This window comes from Mycobacteroides abscessus ATCC 19977, assembly GCF_000069185.1.
GTDB lineage: Bacteria > Actinomycetota > Actinomycetes > Mycobacteriales > Mycobacteriaceae > Mycobacterium > Mycobacterium abscessus.
Genome location: NC_010397.1, coordinates 2,091,174 through 2,109,451, shown reverse-complemented (window position 1 = coordinate 2,109,451; position 18,278 = coordinate 2,091,174). Strand labels below are relative to the sequence as shown.

Below are 18,278 nucleotides of genomic sequence, written 5' to 3'. Positions count from 1 at the left end.
AACTACCGCTAGTCGGTGGTGCCGCCGACTGTCGCGTCGGATGCATCCCCGGCGGACTTCTCGGGCGGCCGGGCGCTCAGCGCGCTCGACAGATCCGGACCGGTGTGGTTCATGTGCAGGACGAAGGGCCGTAGCTCGGTATACCGCACCACGCTCATCGAGGCCGGGTCGGCCACGATGCGCTGGAAGGCGTCCAAGTGAGTGCCCAGGGCGTCGGCCAACACCGACTTGATGACATCTCCGTGAGTGCAAGCCACCCAGATGCAGTCGCCGCCGTGCTCCTCGGACAGTCGCCGGTCGTGCTCGCGCACCGCGGCCACCGCGCGTGCCTGGACCTGCGCCAGACCCTCACCATCGGGGAATCGCGCGGCGCTGGGCTGCTGCTGGACTATCTTCCACAGGGGTTCGGCCAGCAGTTCGGCGATCTCGCGGCCCGTCCACTGTCCATAGTCGACCTCGGCGAGCCGATCCTCGACGATCGGTATCAGCTCGAGCGCGGCAGCCAATGGAGCCACCGTCTGTTCGCAGCGCAGCAGCGGCGAGGTGACGACGGCCTGCACGGCAACCGCACTCAGACGATCCACCACGCCGCGGGCCTGGGACTGCCCCTTCTCGTCCAGCTCGACCCCTGGGCTGCGCCCGGCAAGGGTGTGCGCGACATTCGACGTGGACCGTCCGTGGCGTAACAGGATGACCGTCATGATGCGCTCACCACTCCCGCGGCCAACAGGCCCATCACCGCGAGGCCCAGGATCACGCGGTAGCCCACGAACCAATACATGCTGTGGTTACTGATAAATCGCAGCAACCACGCGACGGCGGCGTAGCCAATCACAAACGCGATCAGGGTGGCCACCAACAGCTGCGGGCCCGTCGCGCTCATGCCCTCGGTCACCGGATGGAACGCGTCGGGCAGCGAGAACAGCCCAGAGGCCAGCACGGCCGGGATCGCCAGCAGAAATCCAAATCGGGCTGAGGCGGGCCGGTCCAGCCCGAGAAAGAGCCCCGCGCTGATGGTGGCGCCCGATCGGGAGACCCCCGGTATCAGGGCCAAAGCCTGTGCGCTACCGACGATCACGGCATCCTTCATGGTGAGCTGTTCGGTGTGGCGCACCTGGCGGCCGTAATACTCAGCGGCGGCGATCACCAGCGCGAAAATGATGAGCGAAGCCGAGATGAGCCATAAATTCCTTGCACCGGAACGGATCTGATCCTTGAACGCCAGGCCCAGGATGCCGATGGGCATGGTGCCGACGATGACATACCAGCCCATCCAGTAATCAAAGCTTCTGTGCGCCTTCACAAAAAGTCCGTCAAACCAGGCTCGAAGGATGCGCCAGATGTCCTTGGCGAAGTAGAGCAACACCGCAGCCTCGGTACCCAGTTGAGTGACTGCGGTGAAAGACGCGCCTGCGTCGTCGTGGAAGAACACCCGCGACACGATGGCCAGGTGACCGGATGAGGAGACCGGCAGAAACTCGGTAAGCCCTTGCACCACCGCCAGCACGATCACTTGCAACCAGGACATTGCCGCTACTGCCGAATCCACGACAGCGACCGTACTGGACGCAGCGGCGGATCGCCCTAGCCGGCCAGTAGCCGGGCGAGCCGACTGGTGCTCACCGGCTGCGCGTCGGCGACCAGATCGCGCACCGCGGCAACGATGCTGCGTTCGTCGGTAACGTCGATATCGGTGATCGGCCGGGTGCGGCCCGCCACCACATCGCTGTCGTCGGGCACCAGCTCGGTGCGAAATGCCCGGTAGATCTCGACACGCAGCAACGAATCCTCGATGCGGAAAGCGAAGCTACGACCATCGCCTACCTCACCAAACCCATTCGCGTGCACGCCCGTCACCAGGACCTCGACGGTGAAGACCGGACTGTCGGCAAGCGTCATGGTCCTTACGATAGCCCTCAGCTACCGACTGCTAGCACCGAACGCGCCGAGAAAGTCATCTCCCGGTGGGCAATCCCAGCTCGATTGCGATGATGGACGCGATGAATCGTTTACCTCGCCGCGGGATGCGCGGTATAAGGGGCACCGTCGCCGCGCTAGCAGTCGTCATCACGGCGGCCGCAGCCGCCTCCTCGGGCTGCTCATCCGGCGGCGATAGCGAAAATTCCGCCGATCCCCGGGTCATCACCCCGGCCTCCGCAGCGCAGTCGCCCCCTGTGACCACAGCGCCGGCCGGGACGGTGCACCGGATCGCCGGGCAGGCCAGCGCCGTGTTGTTCGACACCTCGACCAAGACGGTGTCGATTCTGGCCGATGAAGGCCAGATAGTGACGACGGTCACACGCGACGACCTCGACACGGTACGCCGCGTCACCAGACTTCCCTCGCCCGCGACCGCGGCCGTCGGCGATGACCGCGGCACCGTGTACCTGTCCACCGCGGGCGGCTATTTCGCCCTGGACATCGCCTCGGGTCGCGCCGACAAGGTCAACATCTCGGGCCACGAAAACACCGAGTTCTCGGCGATCACCCGGCGCCCGGACGGCCGAATCGTGTTGGGAAGCGCCGACGGCACCGTCTTTACCCTCGACCTCCAGAACCAGGTCATCGCCCACGCGGCGGGCTTCGCACATATTGATTCCCTTGCTTACCAAGGCAATACCGTCGCGGTGCTGGATCGCGCGCAAAGCTCGGTGACCACACTGACCGCGGCCGGCGATGGCACCGCGCATGCCCTGCGGGCCGGCGAGGGCGCCACCACGATGCTCGCCGATGACAAGGGCCGCCTCTTGGTGGCCGACACCCGTGGTGGTGCGCTACTGGCGTTCGGACTGGCGGATTCACTCATCCTGCGCCAGCGTTATCCGGTGCCCGGCGCCCCCTACGGGCTCGCGTACTCGGCCACGCTGATCTGGGTGTCGCAGACGGCGACAAACACGGTTATTGGCTACGATCTGTCCACCGGCATCCCCGAGGAAAGGGCTCGATTCGCGACTGTGCGGCAACCTAATTCACTGGTCAGCGACGGATCCACACTATTTGTGGCATCCGGGGCGGGCGACGGAATACAGGCGACCGACATCAGGAGCCTCGGATGAGCCGCGCCGGGCGCGGCAGCTTTCCGGCGAGTTGGGAGAGCGAGCCCGATGACGACTACGACTACTACCCGTTGCGGCTACCGCCGGAGATCACCAGGATCACCGCCTCACTACGGCTGTCCATACAGGCCGAGTTCGGCGGCTGGGAACTCACCCGTGTACGGCTCTACACCGATGGAAGCCGACGAGTTCTCCTGCGCCGCAAGAAGTTACGTGGCAGCCTGGGCGCCGGCCCGTTGACGGCACCGGTGATGTAGTGCTGTACCAGATCCTGCTGCGACTGTTCTTCCTGGTGTCGCCCGAGCGCGTACACACCCTGGTGTTCGCGGCCCTGCGCGCCATCGCCGCCTTCACACCCACACGATGGTTGCTGAATCGCCTCTGCGCCCCCACCGATCCGATCCTCGGCACCGAGGTGTTCGGGGTGCACTTCCCCGCCCCGCTGGGGCTGGCCGCCGGATTCGACAAGGACGGCGAGGGCCTGAAGGTGTGGGGACCCCTGGGCTTCGGCTATGCCGAGGTGGGCACGGTGACGGCAATCGCCCAGCCCGGCAATCCGAAGCCGCGTCTGTTCCGGCTCCCGGCCGACCGTGGCCTGCTCAACCGCATGGGCTTCAACAACCACGGCGCGGCAGCCCTCGCCCCCCGGTTGGCCACCCGCACGTCGACAGTGCCGATCGGCGCCAACATCGGCAAATCGAAGATCGTGGAGCCCGCCTTCGCGTCCTCGGACTATCGGGTGAGCGCCCGGCAGGTAGGGCCCGCGGCCGATTTCTTGGTGGTGAACGTGAGCTCCCCCAACACCCCCGGGCTGCGCGATCTGCAAGCAATCGGCGAACTGCGCAAGATCCTCTCCGCCGTGCTGGAGGAGACCACCGCGCCGGTGCTGGTGAAGATAGCCCCGGATCTGTCCGACGCCGACATCGACGAGATCGCGGACCTGGCAGTGGAATTGGGCCTTGCGGGAATCGTGGCCACCAACACCACCATCAGCCGCGCCGCGCTGAAGACGACCGGCGTCGAGGACCTCGGTGCCGGAGGCGTTTCCGGACCGCCGGTGGCGGCACGCTCACTGGAGGTGCTGCGGCGGTTGTACCGACGGGTAGGAGATCGTCTGGTGCTCATCAGCGTCGGCGGAATAGAGGATGCCGACGATGCGTGGGCACGGATCATCGCCGGGGCATCGCTGCTGCAGGGCTACACGGGCTTCATCTACCGGGGTGGTTTCTACGCCAAACGCATCCACGACGGCATCGCCCAGCGCCTGCGGGCGGGCGGCTTCGCCAGCCTTCAGGACGCCGTCGGGTCGGCCACCTGACCTACGAGCAGCTAGTGCTGCTCGTAGGTGCCGTGGATGACGGCGCGGGCGATCGCATGCCCGAACAGGTTGAAGCCCAGGTAGGCCGGCGTCGCGTTCTCCGGCAGCTCCAGCTTCGGCACGCTGACCGCGTGCACCGCGATGTAGTACCGGTGCGGGCCGTGTCCGGCCGGCGGAGCGGCCCCGATGTACCGCTTGAGGCTGGCATCGTTGGCCAAAGTGATGGCGTCACCGGGCAATCCGCTGCCGTCACCAACTCCGGCGGGCAACTGCGTCACCGTGGCGGGTAGGTTCGCCACCGCCCAGTGCCAGAAGCCAGACGCGGTCGGGGCATCCGGGTCGTAGACGGTGACGGCGAAGCTCTGGGTTTCCTCCGGAAATCCGGACCAGCTGAGCTCGGGCGAAACATCCTGTCCCCCAGCGCCCATGATCCCGCTGACCTGGTCCAGGCTCAGCGGCTGACCGTCGGTGACGCTGGCGGAGGTCAGGGTGAAGGTCGGCAACTGCGGCAGAGCGTCGTACGGGGAAGCCATGCGATGTCCTTTCGTTCGAGTGCGGTCAGTGATTGAGCAGGAAATGCTGGAGAACCTTGGTGCCGAACGTCAGTGCGTCAACCGGTACCCGCTCGTCTACGCCATGGAACAGCGAGGCGAAATCGAGCTCCGGCGGCAGCTTCAGTGGGGCAAATCCAAAACAGCGAATACCCAACCGGGCGAACGCTTTTGCGTCGGTACCACCGGACAGCATGTAGGGTACGGTGCGCGCTTCGGGATCGAATTCGAGCACCGCCGCGTTCATCGCGTCAACCAGGTCGCCGTCGAACGTCGTCTCATACGCCGGGAGCAGCTGCACCCACTCACGTTCGACATCGGGCCCGATGATCTCGTCGACCTCACGCTCGAAGGCCTCCAACCGTCCGGGCAACACGCGGCAGTCGATGACGGCCTCGGCGGTCGCCGGAATGACATTGGCCTTGTACCCGGCCTTGAGCATGGTGGGGTTGGCGGTGTCGCGCAGCGTGGCGCCGACGATCTTGCCGATCGAGCCCAGCTTGGCGACCGTGCCTTCCAAGTCCGGCGAGTCCGGGTCGAAGTCGTAGCCGGTCTCCTCGGCCACCGCACCGAGGAACTGGGTGACCGCCTCGGTCAGCACCAACGGGAACCGGTGCCGTCCCAGTTTGGCGACCGCCTCCGCCACCGCCGTCACGGCGTTGTCCTCGTGCACCATCGAGCCGTGGCCGGCGCGGGCTTTGGCGGTCAGCCGCATCCACGCGATGCCCTTCTCCGCCGTCTCCAGCAGGTACAGGCGCCGCTCGCCGCCCTGCCGACGGGGCACGGTGAGTGAAAAGCCGCCGACCTCACCGATGGCCTCGGTGATGCCCTCGAACAGATCGGGACGGTTGTCCACCAGCCACTGCGAGCCCCACTTGCCACCGTTTTCCTCGTCGGAGACAAATGCCCAGACGAGATCTCGCGGCGGGACGATTCCGGATCTTTTGAAGTACCGGGCGATGGCGATCATCATCCCGACCATGTCCTTCATGTCGACCGCGCCGCGGCCCCACACGTAGCCGTCGTTGACCGCCCCGGAGAACGGATGCACGCTCCAATCCGGGGCCTCGGCGGGCACGACGTCGAGGTGACCGTGAATCAGCAGGGCACCGCGATCCGAGCTCGCCCCGGGTAGCCGCGCGAAGAGGTTTCCGCGCCCCGGGGCGCCGGCCTCGACGTACTCACAGGTGTATCCGACCTCCTCCAGCTGCTGCTGAATCCACCGCGCGCATTCGGCCTCGCCCTTGGTGGTCTCCAGCTCTCCGGTGTTGGAGGTGTCGAAACGGATCAGCGTGCTGACCAGATCGACGACCTCATCCTCGGGTGCCGGGTTCACAGAAGTCACAACTACCTTTCCTACCATCGTCGGTGGCGACGCACCGGGCTGCGATGACCGGTTTGGGCTCTGTGCAGGGTTTCCGCTAGCCTATGACGGCAACCACGGGCCATAGTGCCCGCACTTGGTTTGAGCACAGCGCGGAAATTCCGCCCACGTGCCCAAACTGGAGCAAGAGGTCCGAGTGGCGGAATGGCAGACGCGCTAGCTTGAGGTGCTAGTGCCCTATTAACGGGCGTGGGGGTTCAAGTCCCCCCTCGGACACATCCGGCGACACGACTCAGGTCGGCAGTCGCCGTGACTCGCCGAAGATGCGGGTCGTAGTCGAGACGCAGGCCCAAGCTTGCGTACACCTCGGCGCGCTCAGCTCCGGTTGCCGCGCCGAGGATGACCGACAGTCCGCCTAACTCCTTAACTAACTCACTGATCTCGGCGGCACACATGGCGCGGGGCCGCTCCACTCGCTCAACGCGTGCCCTCAGCTCGTCGCGCTCGGCGGTACGTTGACGCAACGCAGCAGTTAGATCCTCAACGGCCACGCCAGACTCCACGGCGGTGATCAAGGCAGCCACTTTGGCATTCGCCTCGCTCAGCTGGCGCTGCAAGGCGGCGTAGCCAGGTCCGGCCGCCGGGTCCACGTCTTGCCCGCGTGCGAGGTCTTCTGGATCGGCCAGAGTGGCGATCCATTCGTCGAGTCGCGCTGTCACTGCGTCTTCGCGGAGATAGACGGTGCGCGGATGATCACTCAGGTCCACAGGTACAGAACGTGACTTGCCGAACTCACAACGGTAGAGGATCCGCGTTGTTTGCTTCCCCGGCCGGGCGGCGCCCTGCATTCGCCGTCCACATGCGGCGCAGAACAGCAGCCCACGCAGCGCATACGGCACTGTCGATTCTCTGCTGCACACGCGACCGGGACCACGCCGCGCCTGCATCCGGAGACGAACAGCCTGCGCCAGCTCATCAGGGATCAGCTCTTCGTGCGTGCGTCGATCGGGTGCGATCCAGTCGGCCCGATCGCGCCACCGCATGCGAGTCTCATATCCCGCGGCGACATCATCGGGGTTCAAAAGGACCTCATACTTCTCCTGCTTGCCCCAGACACGGATACCGCGGTACGCAGGGTTGTCGAGAATGGCGCGGATCGCCGAATGGGACCATCCACGTGGGTCACGATGCCGGTTCCGTGCCGGGTCGTATTGGCTCGGTGATGGCACTCCATCGTCGGTGAGCTGCTGTGCGATGAAGCGCAAGCCAGCACCATCGGCATACATGCGATAGATCCGCTCGACGGTCGGGGCGGTCTCGGGGTCAGGCTCCAGGCGGTGAAGACGCTGCCCAAGACTTGCCTTGGCGGGGTTTGGGTGCGGGCCGGCATCGACGAGTTGATAACCGTACGGTGGGCGACCGCCGAGGTATCTGGTTGTGTCCTGCGCGAGTGCCGACATCGCGGTACGCACGCGCATCTGGATTCGCGCACGTTCTCCCTTGCTCATTCCGCCAAAGAGCGTCATCACGAGGTCGTGTGCCTCGGATCCGGGATCAACCGCTCCGCCAACTTCAGGCACCCATAGGCCGACCCCGTAGTGCGTGAGCACCGGGAAGGTGAGCGCAAATTGCGGTCCGTAGAACGCGCGAGCAGGTTCCCCGATCACGACGGCATCGAAGCCACGGTCACGAGAAGTGACATCTGCGAGCAGACGTGAAGCCTCCGGCCTGCGTTTCCAGGGAAGCGACCGGCTCTGTCCTATATCGAAGTAGTCGGCGGCGAGGACGCCGCCATGCGGACTGATCAGATCGATGGCACGACGTTTCTGCCAGCTGCGGCTCGCCTCCGGATCTTGGGCGTCCTCGGTACTCACTCGGCCATAGAAGGCGAACCTGAGGCTCATGCCACTCCCCTCCCTGATCTAGGCGTCCGGTCCCGCATAGCCAGTATGACGTTTACCAGCGCGCGGTTGGCCTCGCGCGGGAGCCGATACCGGTTCGGCAGGTCAATTTCAACACCTCCCTCTGACATGTTCGGAGCATCGACTCGAACGTCACACTCGGAGCGAGCATGTGTCGTAGTCGGGCATCTTTCAGCCATCGCTTGCCCCTAGCGGATCCCATTGTTCGTTGTGGGCTTGGCGACGTGCTTCTACCAGTCCGATGAGGCGGGAGTGGATGCGTTGGAGGGCCGCGGAATAGACGAGACTGCGATCGCCGAGGCTGCCGAGGCCGGCACGTTCGAACTCCCACGCCACCAGATCATCGCGACCGGCGAAGTCACAGTTGGGATCGTATTGGTATGCAGTGCTTTTCAAGCGTTCTTCACGCGTCCAAATGGCGCGCTGTTCGCGCAGCACGGTCATGGTAGTGGAATAACGGCGGGATTTGCTGGTGATGTGGCCGCGGAATCCGAGGGTGTGCAACCACCGCCCGATGCCGGACAGTCCTTTGTCCGCGAGATCGCTGATGGTGGTCAGGATGGTCCGCACATGCTCTGACACGTCCAGGTCGGGTATGGCTTCCGTAGATAGGCGGCGCGCGCTGATTCCGAGGTCTACCAAGGATTTGGTGACATACTTGGCGAGATAGCGTGCCACCAGCCGGCCAGACATGGACCGTCCTGAGCCTGACCCTGGTTCTGGTTCTGGTTCTGGTGGAGCACTTTTCACTGGTTTTGCGGATGCGGCGAGGGGTTGGGTGTCGATCTGTGTGCCGAAACGTATCGTCCGCGCATCGGTATCAGCGGTCGGATCGTCGATGGTGAGCGTGACGGTGCGGGCGGCGTGTTGGATGATGGTGGCGAGTTCGACTGCACCGATGGGTGATTCCCAATCGGTCTGATCGGGGTCGTCTTGGGGGTCCAGGCGGATCAGGGCGTGGATGTGTGGGATGGCGCGGGCTTGCAGTTCGACGATTTTGATGAAGCTCACCCGCACCGCATCCGGATCCACACCGGTGGCTTTCAGTTCTTTGCGGAGGGTGCGCCGCATGGTGATGGTGAAGCGTCGCCACAGTTCGGGAAGATGCCAGGCGAACAGGACATGCCCGGCATAGTCGTAGCACTCCGGACAGAGCGGCTGACCGACCCGCTCGTCGCCATGATCATGGGACATGCTGCACCACAATTGTTTTCCATGCGGGCAGCGGCGGTAGCCGCCGATCCGGTGCTGGTCTCGGCATACCTGCGCTTTCTTGTCCCCCGACGTCGTGGCGGTGTGGACGGCCCCGAAGCTGGGGGCAGTCAGGGTGAGGAAAACTTGCGGATGATCGCCCACCGCGGTGGGCATGCCGTGGTGGCCTCCCGCAGCGCCGGCGTGCACGAGTTGCCAGGTGTCGCGGGCGTAGAGATCTGAACACGACGGGCAAATGTGGGCGCGACGGTTGTTGCACCGCGTCCACACCACCCGCTGACGCCCGTACTCATCGGTACCGATCAGCTGGATGGGGTGAGCGCAGAATCCGACGGATTCTGCTCGTCGCCACCAGGATTGGTATCCCATCGACGCGGCCCGGCGCACCATCTGCTCGACCACTCGGGTGGTATCAACTGTATCCGGAACACCCGGCAGGGCAAGCTGCGCCGATGTCATGGAGCTATTCACCGCTGCCCTCACCCACGGTGTGCCCGGTATCGGTGTTGTGTGGCTGGTGGGTCTTGTTCGGTCGGCTCGGGGGTCGGCGGAACCGAGTGGCCAGCGCGGTGATGTCGTGGTCGGTGACGTGGAAGGCCCGCACCCGCTGGGCGTAGGCGGTGCCGTCAACCATCATGTAGCCAACACCCGGTGTCGCGTCGGGGATGCGGTCACATTCGGCGCCGGCATCGCGTGCTCCCTGTCCCAGGACCATAGTGGTTTGGGTGGCTTCAGTCAGGCGCAACCCGATCCGCACCGTGAACAGCTGCCTTAACGGCAGGGTGTCTTTGGCGGGGTCTTGCACCGCGGCGACGACGCTGATGCCGACTGCGCGGCCTTGCGAGAGCAGGAGGCCCAGGAGTTGTTCGATTTCGGTGCGGACCTTGCGGTCGGTCACATACGCACTCAGTGCTGCGATTTCATCGATCACTACCACGAACAACGGCTCCGACGTCGTGGGAGTGTGTAGTCGGGTGTGGCCGCGCAGACGATTCGCCCGGGCGTGCATCACCGTGACGAGCTGGCGTAGCAGCTCCAGGGTGGTGTCGGTGGCGTCGTGGGTGAACACGGTGAACAGGGGTGCTCCGGCACCGAGTTCCATGCCACCTTTGGGGTCGATGACACATAACCGCACCAGTCCGGTCTTCACCGCGGGGGCGATGCCGGCGATCAACGACCACAGCACTGAGCCTTTGCCTGCGCCGGTTGCCCCGGCGATCAGCACATGGTGACCGAGCAGCGGCACTTGCCACCAATGCCGCGTTTCGGTGATCCCGACCCGCACCAGCGCCAGGTCCACCGGGGTTGCCGGGGCGGGCATGGGCAGGACGATCGGTTCAGCGAGCACGTCTGCCCGCATTAAAGTGATGCGCAGTTCGCCAGGCGAGGTGGCGGTGATGCTGATGCGGTCGGCGCGCCACGCGGCGGCCAGCGCGTCGGACTGTTTATGCCAATCTGCCACGGACTGGCCGGTGACGATGCGCACCGCCAGCACATCGGTGGTTTTACCGATTGTCACCGTGCGCAGGGTGGGAGTGAGGGTGCGTCCGCCGAGTGTGGCCGTCAGGCCGTGCAAGGTGCAGGTCGATTCCCAGGTGCGGGTGTAGCGCGACCACGTGAGCCAGCGCCGCCGTACCGGTTCGGTCACCCAGGCGCGAAATGACCCCGGTTGGAGCCAGGCCCAGCCCGCATACCCGGCACTGCACACGATCGCGCAGATCAGGCCCACGCGTGGGCCGTGGCTGATGGCAAGCACGAGGCTGGCGATGATGGGCACGCTGATCGCCGGGAACAGCACCGCCCACCAGAGCACATACCCGGCTGCGGTGAACAGCGACATGACCAGTTCTCCGAACCAGTCGTCATCGCCTGATCCACTGTTGGTGGTGTTCTTATTGTTCGATGTCATGAGAGATGCCCTCCGTGAGCGTGTGGTCAACAGCAATGCCCGGGGTGGCGGGGTGCGGTGATCGGTTCACCGCACCCCACACCCGCTTGGGGTTACTTCTGCGGGCGTGTCTGCTCACTCGGCGCAGCACCACTGGCGGTGGCGGGGGTGAGGGCATCAGCGCGGAACGCCACCCCGCTGCGATCACCTTGGGCCCACGGGATGGCCACCAGACCAACCACCGAAACAGACTGCGTGACTGTAACTTTGGGGTCTCCTGCCACGGTGACATTGAGTACTTCGCCGCCGGAGTCATCCAGCGCGAGGACCTGGGTGGCGTACATCGGCATCCCGGTGGCGGTGTCGACTTTCGGGGCGCCGGTTTCGAAGTTCAGCCGTGGCTCCGGAGCGCGGGTGACGATAAAACGAGTTCCAGACGTATCGATTCTCAAACGCATTGTCCTACTAGTCCTTTCGTGAGATGTTGACGCCGGTCCGGCGCTGGATTCAGTTCACGTGGACATCACGGACGTTGCGAGAGACATGTGCCGACATTTCCGACACATCCACGGGCATTTCGGACACGGCCGGACATACCCACGGACATCACACCGACACTATCGCCGCAGGGTGGCGGCAATCGCATGGCAAACTAGACACCACGCGCTGAAGGATGGATACGGACGACACGGGAAGATGTGCGCTGACACGATGGACGAGCAGGACGGCACCGAGGCCGCCATCACTCCCAACGATCGCCTCGCGCAGCGGCTACAGGCCAAAGGTCTGTCCTCGCAGCGGTTCGCCACCGCGGTGGGTGTCGATATCAAGTCGGTGCGACGCTGGCTGGCCGATAGCGACTACAGAATTCGCGAACACAACGCCCGCAGCGCCAGCGAGGTGCTCGACTGCACTCCGCATGACCTGTGGCCCAAGCAGTACCCGGCCGCTACCGCCCGTGCAGTGACAACAGCGTCTGCGGGTGGGCCATTCACCGCGACCCTGTATGCCAGCCGTACTCAGCTGCCGATCACGACGTGGCAGCAGCATTTCGCCGACGCCACCACCGGCATCGACATCCTCGTGCTCGCGGCCACGTTCCTGTTCGACACCCTCGACGGATTCCTCGACACCCTGCTCGCCGCCGCCGCCCGCGGTGTGTCGGTGCGGTTTCTCGTCGGGGATCCCGACACTGCGACCACGATCTTGCGCGGTGAGGAGGAAGGGATCGGCGAGGCTGTCATCGCCCGCTGCCGCACGTCGGTGGAGTTGCTCGCCCCTCACGCCTGTACCCCGGGGCTGGACATTCGCACCCACGACACCGCGCTCTACACGTCGATCTTTCGGGTCGATGACGCCATGATTGTCAACTTCCACATCTACGGCTCACCCGGGCGCAACAACCCTGTGCTGGTTCTGTCACGTCACCATGAGCCAAGGCTCTGGACCACCCTCGAAGACGCTTTCACCCAGGTCTGGAACCGCGCCAGACCGCTGACCGCGAAAGGCTGACCCCCGATGCGCACCGACTACTACAATGACCCCAACGCCCCGGCGCCCAACAGTGTCGTTCCGTCCGCCTCGGCCATCGTCACCGACGAACAAGGTCGTATTCTGCTGATCAAACGCCGCGACAACACCCTGTGGGCGTTACCCGGCGGCGGACACGACATCGGCGAAACCATCGCCGACACCGCCGTGCGGGAAGTCAAAGAAGAAACCGGGCTCGACGTCGAAGTCACGGGTCTGGTCGGTGTCTACACCAACCCCCACCACGTGGTCGCGTTCACCGATGGCGAAGTGCGCCAACAATTCTCGCTACTGTTCGCCACCACGGTGCTCGGCGGGACCCTCGCCATCGACCACGAAAGCACCGACATCGCCTGGACTGCCCCCGACGACATCGCTGGCCTGGATATGCATCCGTCGATGCGACTGCGCGTCGAGCACTACCTGCAACGCCGCGACAGCCCCTACCTCGGCTGACCGCTGGGCTACAGCCAGTCGCGTACTCGCCGGACCGCCGCCAACAATTCGTCGCGGCCCGCGTCGACCGCCCGGTGCACCGGGTCCTCGGATCCATAACGCGCCAACACGTCGCGTAGTCGATCTCGCGGTGATATCGGCGCCCCGTCAGGTCCAGTCGTCAGATCGCAAAAAGTCAACGCATCAAGGACATTGCTGGGCGGATCGCTGAACGCGGACAAACCCGACAAGCCCCGCTCGGCAGCCTCCGCGTGCGCTCCGGTATGAAAGGCCACCAAGGAAGCGACCAGCTCCCCGAAACCCGCCGATCGCACGAACTCCGCTCCATCAAGGGGATGAAAACCGGTCCGGCGCACCGACGGTGCGTAACCGATATCGTGCAACCACCCCGCCGCGACCAGACAGTCCGCCGTTTGAGCATCGAAACGCCGGCTCAACCGCTCGGCAGTCGTCGCGACCCCCCGGACATGCGCCAACCGCCGCGGCTGCTCAGCCAGCCGCGCCTCGGCCTCGCGCCGTGCACGCTGCGCCAAAACTACGCTCACAACCGCCAGCCTACGAGCCCCAGCACCATGCCGCAGCCCCGTCGCGGCTGATGGCGCAGATCCTGGACACCCGCGACCCGCAGGAACCGGCGGCCACCAGCAGGCTTCGCTACGCTCGCTCTGCTCCCGTCCGCTGGCGCTCCCGTCCGCGCCGCTCCCTGCGCTCCGCCCTCCGTCCGCCGCCACGCATACATGCACCCACGACCGGCGCCGGAACTAAGTCGCAGGCCACAGCGCTGGCATCACGACGAGGCGCAGCTGCCCTCGCTGCTCGCCGCATCGAGACGCCGCGAGCGGCAGGCCGGACCAATAGCCTGACCGTCGCTGACCTGCGATGTGAGAACTTTCTTTACTGGTATCGAGACACCTGCTCGATACAGCGGCGAAGGCGTACCGCCGCTAACAGGAAGAAGTGCAGGTCACGTTCAAGAGTTTGGAGTTCCACGTGGTCGGCGTGCCGCTTGTTGAAGCGTCGGTCGATGCGTCCTGATTGGAGCGCCACGGCGTTGATCCAGTTGGTTGCCTCGGTGCGAAGACGCTCGACAATGACGCCCTCTGATGGGGCATTGCGTTGACGTTCCGTTGCCCTCATTCTGTCCCTGCTGTGTGATCCATGGGGTGCGTTACACCGGGGAGGAAGTGGTGTCGGGGGCCGCTGGCCGCGTGCGGCAGAGCGATGAGGTGTGTGCCCGAAACCGCGGAGTCCGGTTGTTGGAGGTGGCTTCCGATCAGGTTGACGAGTGTGGCTGCGACCGCTACGAGGTCGGCTGCCGAGCCGTGGAATGTGGGGACCGAGCAGCCCCTGGTTGGTATAAGTTCGTCATCGCTGGGTTCTTGCCACAGCGTGTGGTAGAGCTCAAGTCCGCTGTCGCCCTGGATTGTTCGGCCAGCGTCTTGATCGATGCTGGAAACTGTCGCTGTTGCGCTTGCGGCGCACAGCACGGCTAGGCCGAGCGTGCCAGAGCGAGCGTCTGTGGCGACCTGAGCGATCAATGCCTTTCGCGTCGGCGCAGTTGCCAACGCATCGAGACAGCTCGTGATGCCGTTGTTCACTGTGGCGTCGATGATGAGATCCGCTGCCAGGCATGACGTGTGGTCTTCTGGGAGGTGCCCTTCTGCGACGGTGACCGTCAGGTCATCACGGATCGCGCGGAGCCGTCCAGCGAGTGCCTCGGCTTTGGAACGGCCAATGTCGTCTTCGACGTAGTTTTGTCGGACGAGCAAGCCGCCGGTGACGATGCCAGGGTCGCACACGGTGATCTCCGATGCTCCTGCGCGAGCGATGAATTCGGCGATCCATGATCCGAGCCCGCCGCAGCCCCAGATGTGGACAGTCTTTCCTTGAAATCCGTTCACGGGGCGGCCGTCGTCGCGACGGGTTGTCACTTCGGGTCGTTCGTCGGACATCCTGCACCACTCAATCGGGATTTCAGTGTTGATCTTCGCGGGGTCGAGAACAATCCCCACACCCCGTTGCTGCGCGACCTCGCGGAGCGCATTCGCCGTTGGGGTGGGGAGCCGTCCGCCCAAGAGGTGGGGTGGGCCTCCAGCGGGGTGCGGCACGGCGAGGACGAAGTATTGCTCGGCGTCGTGGTGATTTCGTAACGCACTCGCCAGGAGGGCGGTGAGGAACGCCGGCGATTGCGGTGCGATCCGGGGAGCCCGTCCTTCGAGGCGGTCAAGGTAGGGGTCGTCCAGGAGAGCAAGCAGTAGCGCGAATGTGGATGCGGCACCGAACGGCAGCGCGGTGGCCAGGGTAATTACCGGTACGCGATGCCCGGCAGCTCCAGGCGAGTACGTCAGGTCGTATCGGTGCGTTGACCGGGCGATCAGGTGAGCCGTTTGGTGGCGCTTCGCCGGTCCGGGTTCTCGGGTAACGATCGTCGGTGTGTCATGTGCCTGATGCGGCACTCCGCCAACAGCGTGGTACATGGCGGTGGCGGCGTGGAAGTTTCCGGCGGCCGCGTCGACGAGCCAGTCCCAAAGGCGGGTGAGTAGGCCGGCCACACCAAGCGTCGGCTGCCATTCCCGTGAAGGATCCAAATAGATGCATAGTCGTTGACCCGCGAGCACATGGGGGTAGCCGAGAAACCGAGTGTGATCAACGTCGATAGCCGGTAGCGAGTACGAAGAGGGGCGAAGCTGAAGGATGAACTCCTCGGTCTCTTGAAGTTGCAGGCCACCCGGATGATGCGGGATGGCGGCCGTGCGTAGCGAGATGCGGAGCGACGCCTCGCCGCTAGCGTCGAGCGTGGGTCTTCCTCGGACCTGGATTTCGTTGGGACGTTGTTGCGCTAGCGCTTTGAGTTCGGCGAGGAGATGCTTCTGCCAGCCCGTCAGCGTGGGCTGGTGGCGTCTGGTCACCCTGCCCGACCAGAGCGCCCCACTGTTGAGTCCGCGGCAGAGGTGGCTGCTGGAAACTTCGCGCTAGCGGTTGTTGTGGCCGGCGCCTTGAATCCGTCGCCGAAGATGTTCTGCCACAGCTGGACACTGCGGTCTTTGTCTTTCTCCTCGTAGGCCGCTTCGATGTCGGCGGCATGCACGTGGATTCGGTCACGGAAGTAGCTGTAGGTCGCCTGAGCGCTCTCGGGGTCTGGTCCCCACCGGTGGTCGAACGTCACGCCGGAACCGGACGGGTCGGCGATGGAGGGCTTGATCGGGTTCGCTTGCAACCAGGTGTCGAGGTCTTGCACGACATGAAGAAGAGTTGTGGGGACGTTGCTGTAGTAACTCGGGTCCAGGAGCTTGCGCAAGTCTGTTACCTGCTCCCCCAGCATGGTGGTCAGCAGGACTGAACGTGTGCCGGTGAACGAATTCTTGTGATCACGAAGGTATTTCATGAGTCTGATCACTTTGCGTAAGTTCCCGCTGGCGATAGAGTCCTGTTTCTTCATCCAATCGGTGAAACCCTGCGGGTTGGTCAGCTCCCACTCGTTGTCGTCGCGGTTGACGATGACCTCTCGACCGTCGGCCAGGTTGAGGTGAGGGACGATGTCGACGTGCATGGAGTTGGCGTAGACGAGCCGCGCGCAGCGGCACTTACGTGAGTGCGGCATGGTGCCGTAGGTGCTGTGCCGATGCAGGGCTGCGTAGACCTCATCGATGTAGGTCTTGGGGTTGTCGGCCCAGTCCGGGTTCTGGCTCATGTCGAGCATGAAGTCGGCGTCGAACTCGTTGTCACCGACGGGGTTGATGATCGTGCGGTGTGCCCAGGAGCCTTGCGGCGTCTTGCCGGTGATCAGCGCACCGATTTCGACGTCGGCTTTGAGTGCCTTATAGATGGCTTCGACGCGCTGGTTGAGTAGGTCCAGTTTGAACTGGCTGAGATTGACCGTGTCTTTCAGCAAGACGTTGAAGTGGTCAGCGAGTTGCATTGGGGGCCTCCGTGTGTGAAATGCTGCCCGGATCGTCGCGGTGTCGGCGTCCGTTCACCGGTGTGTATGCGGGCGCCTGGTGGTCAGCGAATTTCGCGGTGTAGCTAGGGCTGAGTTCTCGGCTGACTGAGGCAGCGAGGCCGGCCACGTCCTTTGGGCCCGCCGAGTCCAGTGCGTAGAGGCCGCCGGGCACTAGAGCGTCGAAGCGCGTGTAGTTGGATTTGCCGATCAAGTGTTCGGCGAGGCCCTGTCCGCCACGGCTGCTGGCGTTAAGGATCAGCGGGGCAATCGGTCTTGCCCAGTGTAAGAGTCCGCCGCGGTCCAAGCGCTTGGGGTGATCGGTCAGCTGATCAATGGTGCCGACGTTGAGGACGGTAATCGCGTCGAGAGGAACACCGAGCATGCTGACGGCCTCGGCGATCGCGACGACAGCCGGGTTGTTGGCCCATACTCCGCCGTCAATGAGCCTGTGTCCGTCGACGTACGCCGCGGGGAAGTACAGCGGCGCCGCCGAGGTCGCCAGTGCAACGTCCACCATCGGTATGCGCCAGTCGCGGGTCAGCCGTGTGTGGTGCGGAGTCTTGAAGATGTGCACGGCCCCGCGTTGTACATCCCACGCGGGAATGACGAGTCGCTTCGTGCTGTCGCCAAGGAGTCGGGCTCCGAGGACGCCGGTCAACGCTTGCCGCAGCGCCTCTGCGTCATAGATGGGCGATCTCAGCTGCCGTGGTCGGCGCCATCCTCGCCGCCTCGACGCCGGAAAGACTTTCTCGACCAGTTCTTCGTAGTGGGAGACAATCTCCTTCGGCGTGAGGCCCGCACCGAGACCCAGTGCGACGATGCCGCCCGCCGACGTGCCAGCAATGAGGTCGAAGGAATCGGTGATCCTAACGCCCAGATCCTGCTCCAGACGTGCAAGCACATGCGCAGTGAACAACGCCTTGGCGCCCCCTCCATCGAGAGCGAGGACCTGGAAGCGCTCGGGGCGCGGGCCAGCCGCCTCGCGCTCGGCTGCTGGATAGACCTGCGCGGCGAATTCGCCAGGTCCCGGCGAGGACGTACCATTACCAAGGTTGGCAGGCGTCGCGGGAACTACATCCAT

The 18,278-nt window shown here is 64.6% G+C and carries 19 protein-coding genes and 1 tRNA gene; 6 read left to right on the top strand and 14 right to left on the bottom strand.

Annotated elements, in window-relative coordinates:
• Window positions 1-8: 8 nt before the first annotated feature.
• Genes MAB_RS10770 through MAB_RS10760 form a run of 3 tightly spaced genes read right to left on the bottom strand, consistent with a single transcriptional unit; the run spans window position 9 to window position 1,899 of the window.
• Entirely contained in the window at window positions 9-701 is a 693-nt protein-coding gene (locus tag MAB_RS10770) for a histidine phosphatase family protein (protein WP_005086562.1), read from the bottom strand.
• Complete coding sequence (locus MAB_RS10765) at window positions 698-1,528, bottom strand: undecaprenyl-diphosphate phosphatase (RefSeq protein ID WP_005086563.1); 831 nt, start codon at window positions 1,526-1,528, stop codon at window positions 698-700. Before MAB_RS10765 ends, MAB_RS10770 begins: the two co-directional genes overlap by 4 nt.
• Before the next feature lie 56 nt (window positions 1,529-1,584).
• Window positions 1,585-1,899: a hypothetical protein gene (locus tag MAB_RS10760; protein WP_005061126.1), complete on the bottom strand. Its 315-nt coding sequence runs from the start codon at window positions 1,897-1,899 to the stop codon at window positions 1,585-1,587.
• Window positions 1,900-1,964: 65 nt separating this feature from the next.
• Here MAB_RS10760 and MAB_RS10755 point away from each other — a divergent pair, with 65 nt between their 5' ends.
• The 3 genes from MAB_RS10755 to MAB_RS10745 are packed head-to-tail and all read left to right on the top strand — an operon-like array spanning window position 1,965 to window position 4,374.
• The gene (locus tag MAB_RS10755) at window positions 1,965-3,056 is read left to right on the top strand and encodes a YncE family protein (RefSeq protein ID WP_012296513.1); all 1,092 of its coding nucleotides are present in this window, start codon (window positions 1,965-1,967) and stop codon (window positions 3,054-3,056) included.
• Entirely contained in the window at window positions 3,053-3,313 is a 261-nt protein-coding gene (locus MAB_RS10750; RefSeq protein ID WP_005061122.1) for a DUF5703 family protein, read from the top strand. Before MAB_RS10755 ends, MAB_RS10750 begins: the two co-directional genes overlap by 4 nt.
• Window positions 3,313-4,374 carry a quinone-dependent dihydroorotate dehydrogenase gene (locus MAB_RS10745; RefSeq protein WP_005110633.1) on the top strand — a complete coding sequence of 354 codons (1,062 nt, stop codon included), beginning with the start codon at window positions 3,313-3,315 and terminating at the stop codon, window positions 4,372-4,374. Before MAB_RS10750 ends, MAB_RS10745 begins: the two co-directional genes overlap by 1 nt.
• An 11-nt stretch (window positions 4,375-4,385) precedes the next feature.
• Here the strand turns inward: MAB_RS10745 and MAB_RS10740 are convergent, their stop codons facing one another.
• Both MAB_RS10740 and MAB_RS10735 read right to left on the bottom strand, forming a co-directional pair.
• Window positions 4,386-4,907 carry a YbhB/YbcL family Raf kinase inhibitor-like protein gene (locus tag MAB_RS10740; protein ID WP_005061118.1) on the bottom strand — a complete coding sequence of 174 codons (522 nt, stop codon included), beginning with the start codon at window positions 4,905-4,907 and terminating at the stop codon, window positions 4,386-4,388.
• Between the two features lie 25 nt (window positions 4,908-4,932).
• Window positions 4,933-6,261: a M20/M25/M40 family metallo-hydrolase gene (locus tag MAB_RS10735; protein ID WP_005115891.1), complete on the bottom strand. Its 1,329-nt coding sequence runs from the start codon at window positions 6,259-6,261 to the stop codon at window positions 4,933-4,935.
• A gap of 178 nt (window positions 6,262-6,439) precedes the next feature.
• On the opposite strand from MAB_RS10735, the gene MAB_RS10730 reads away from it, so the two are divergent.
• A tRNA-Leu gene (locus MAB_RS10730) sits at window positions 6,440-6,525 on the top strand.
• Here MAB_RS10730 and MAB_RS10725 read toward each other — a convergent pair.
• The 4 genes from MAB_RS10725 to MAB_RS10710 all read right to left on the bottom strand — a co-directional run bounded on the left by MAB_RS10725 (window position 6,507) and on the right by MAB_RS10710 (window position 11,729).
• Entirely contained in the window at window positions 6,507-8,153 is a 1,647-nt protein-coding gene (locus tag MAB_RS10725) for a recombinase family protein (protein ID WP_012296512.1), read from the bottom strand. The two genes, MAB_RS10730 and MAB_RS10725, sit on opposite strands and share 19 nt — an antisense overlap.
• A 189-nt stretch (window positions 8,154-8,342) precedes the next feature.
• Window positions 8,343-9,842, bottom strand: a complete 1,500-nt coding sequence (locus MAB_RS10720) for a replication initiator (protein ID WP_005110629.1) — start codon at window positions 9,840-9,842, stop codon at window positions 8,343-8,345.
• A 4-nt stretch (window positions 9,843-9,846) separates the two neighbouring features.
• Window positions 9,847-11,292 carry an FtsK/SpoIIIE domain-containing protein gene (locus MAB_RS10715; protein WP_005110627.1) on the bottom strand — a complete coding sequence of 482 codons (1,446 nt, stop codon included), beginning with the start codon at window positions 11,290-11,292 and terminating at the stop codon, window positions 9,847-9,849.
• A 92-nt stretch (window positions 11,293-11,384) separates the two neighbouring features.
• Window positions 11,385-11,729 (bottom strand): SCO3933 family regulatory protein, encoded by a 345-nt coding sequence (locus MAB_RS10710; protein ID WP_005114273.1) that lies wholly within the window; start codon window positions 11,727-11,729, stop codon window positions 11,385-11,387.
• A 253-nt stretch (window positions 11,730-11,982) separates the two neighbouring features.
• On the opposite strand from MAB_RS10710, the gene MAB_RS10705 reads away from it, so the two are divergent.
• The gene (locus tag MAB_RS10705) at window positions 11,983-12,783 is read left to right on the top strand and encodes a hypothetical protein (RefSeq protein ID WP_005110620.1); all 801 of its coding nucleotides are present in this window, start codon (window positions 11,983-11,985) and stop codon (window positions 12,781-12,783) included.
• A 6-nt stretch (window positions 12,784-12,789) separates the two neighbouring features.
• Window positions 12,790-13,257, top strand: coding sequence for an NUDIX hydrolase (locus tag MAB_RS10700; protein WP_005110618.1), 468 nt, complete (start codon window positions 12,790-12,792; stop codon window positions 13,255-13,257).
• 8 nt (window positions 13,258-13,265) lie between these two features.
• Here MAB_RS10700 and MAB_RS10695 read toward each other — a convergent pair whose 3' ends face one another.
• The 5 genes from MAB_RS10695 to MAB_RS10675 form a co-directional block, all read right to left on the bottom strand.
• The gene (locus tag MAB_RS10695) at window positions 13,266-13,802 is read right to left on the bottom strand and encodes an HD domain-containing protein (RefSeq protein WP_005110615.1); all 537 of its coding nucleotides are present in this window, start codon (window positions 13,800-13,802) and stop codon (window positions 13,266-13,268) included.
• A gap of 349 nt (window positions 13,803-14,151) precedes the next feature.
• Complete coding sequence (locus tag MAB_RS10690) at window positions 14,152-14,394, bottom strand: hypothetical protein (protein WP_005110614.1); 243 nt, start codon at window positions 14,392-14,394, stop codon at window positions 14,152-14,154.
• Entirely contained in the window at window positions 14,391-16,166 is a 1,776-nt protein-coding gene (locus MAB_RS10685) for a ThiF family adenylyltransferase (protein WP_005110612.1), read from the bottom strand. Before MAB_RS10685 ends, MAB_RS10690 begins: the two co-directional genes overlap by 4 nt.
• A complete protein-coding gene (locus MAB_RS10680; protein ID WP_005110610.1) occupies window positions 16,163-17,176 on the bottom strand; it encodes an SMODS domain-containing nucleotidyltransferase in 1,014 nt (337 codons plus the stop codon). Before MAB_RS10680 ends, MAB_RS10685 begins: the two co-directional genes overlap by 4 nt.
• A complete protein-coding gene (locus tag MAB_RS10675; protein ID WP_005110609.1) occupies window positions 17,163-18,278 on the bottom strand; it encodes a CBASS cGAMP-activated phospholipase in 1,116 nt (371 codons plus the stop codon). Before MAB_RS10675 ends, MAB_RS10680 begins: the two co-directional genes overlap by 14 nt.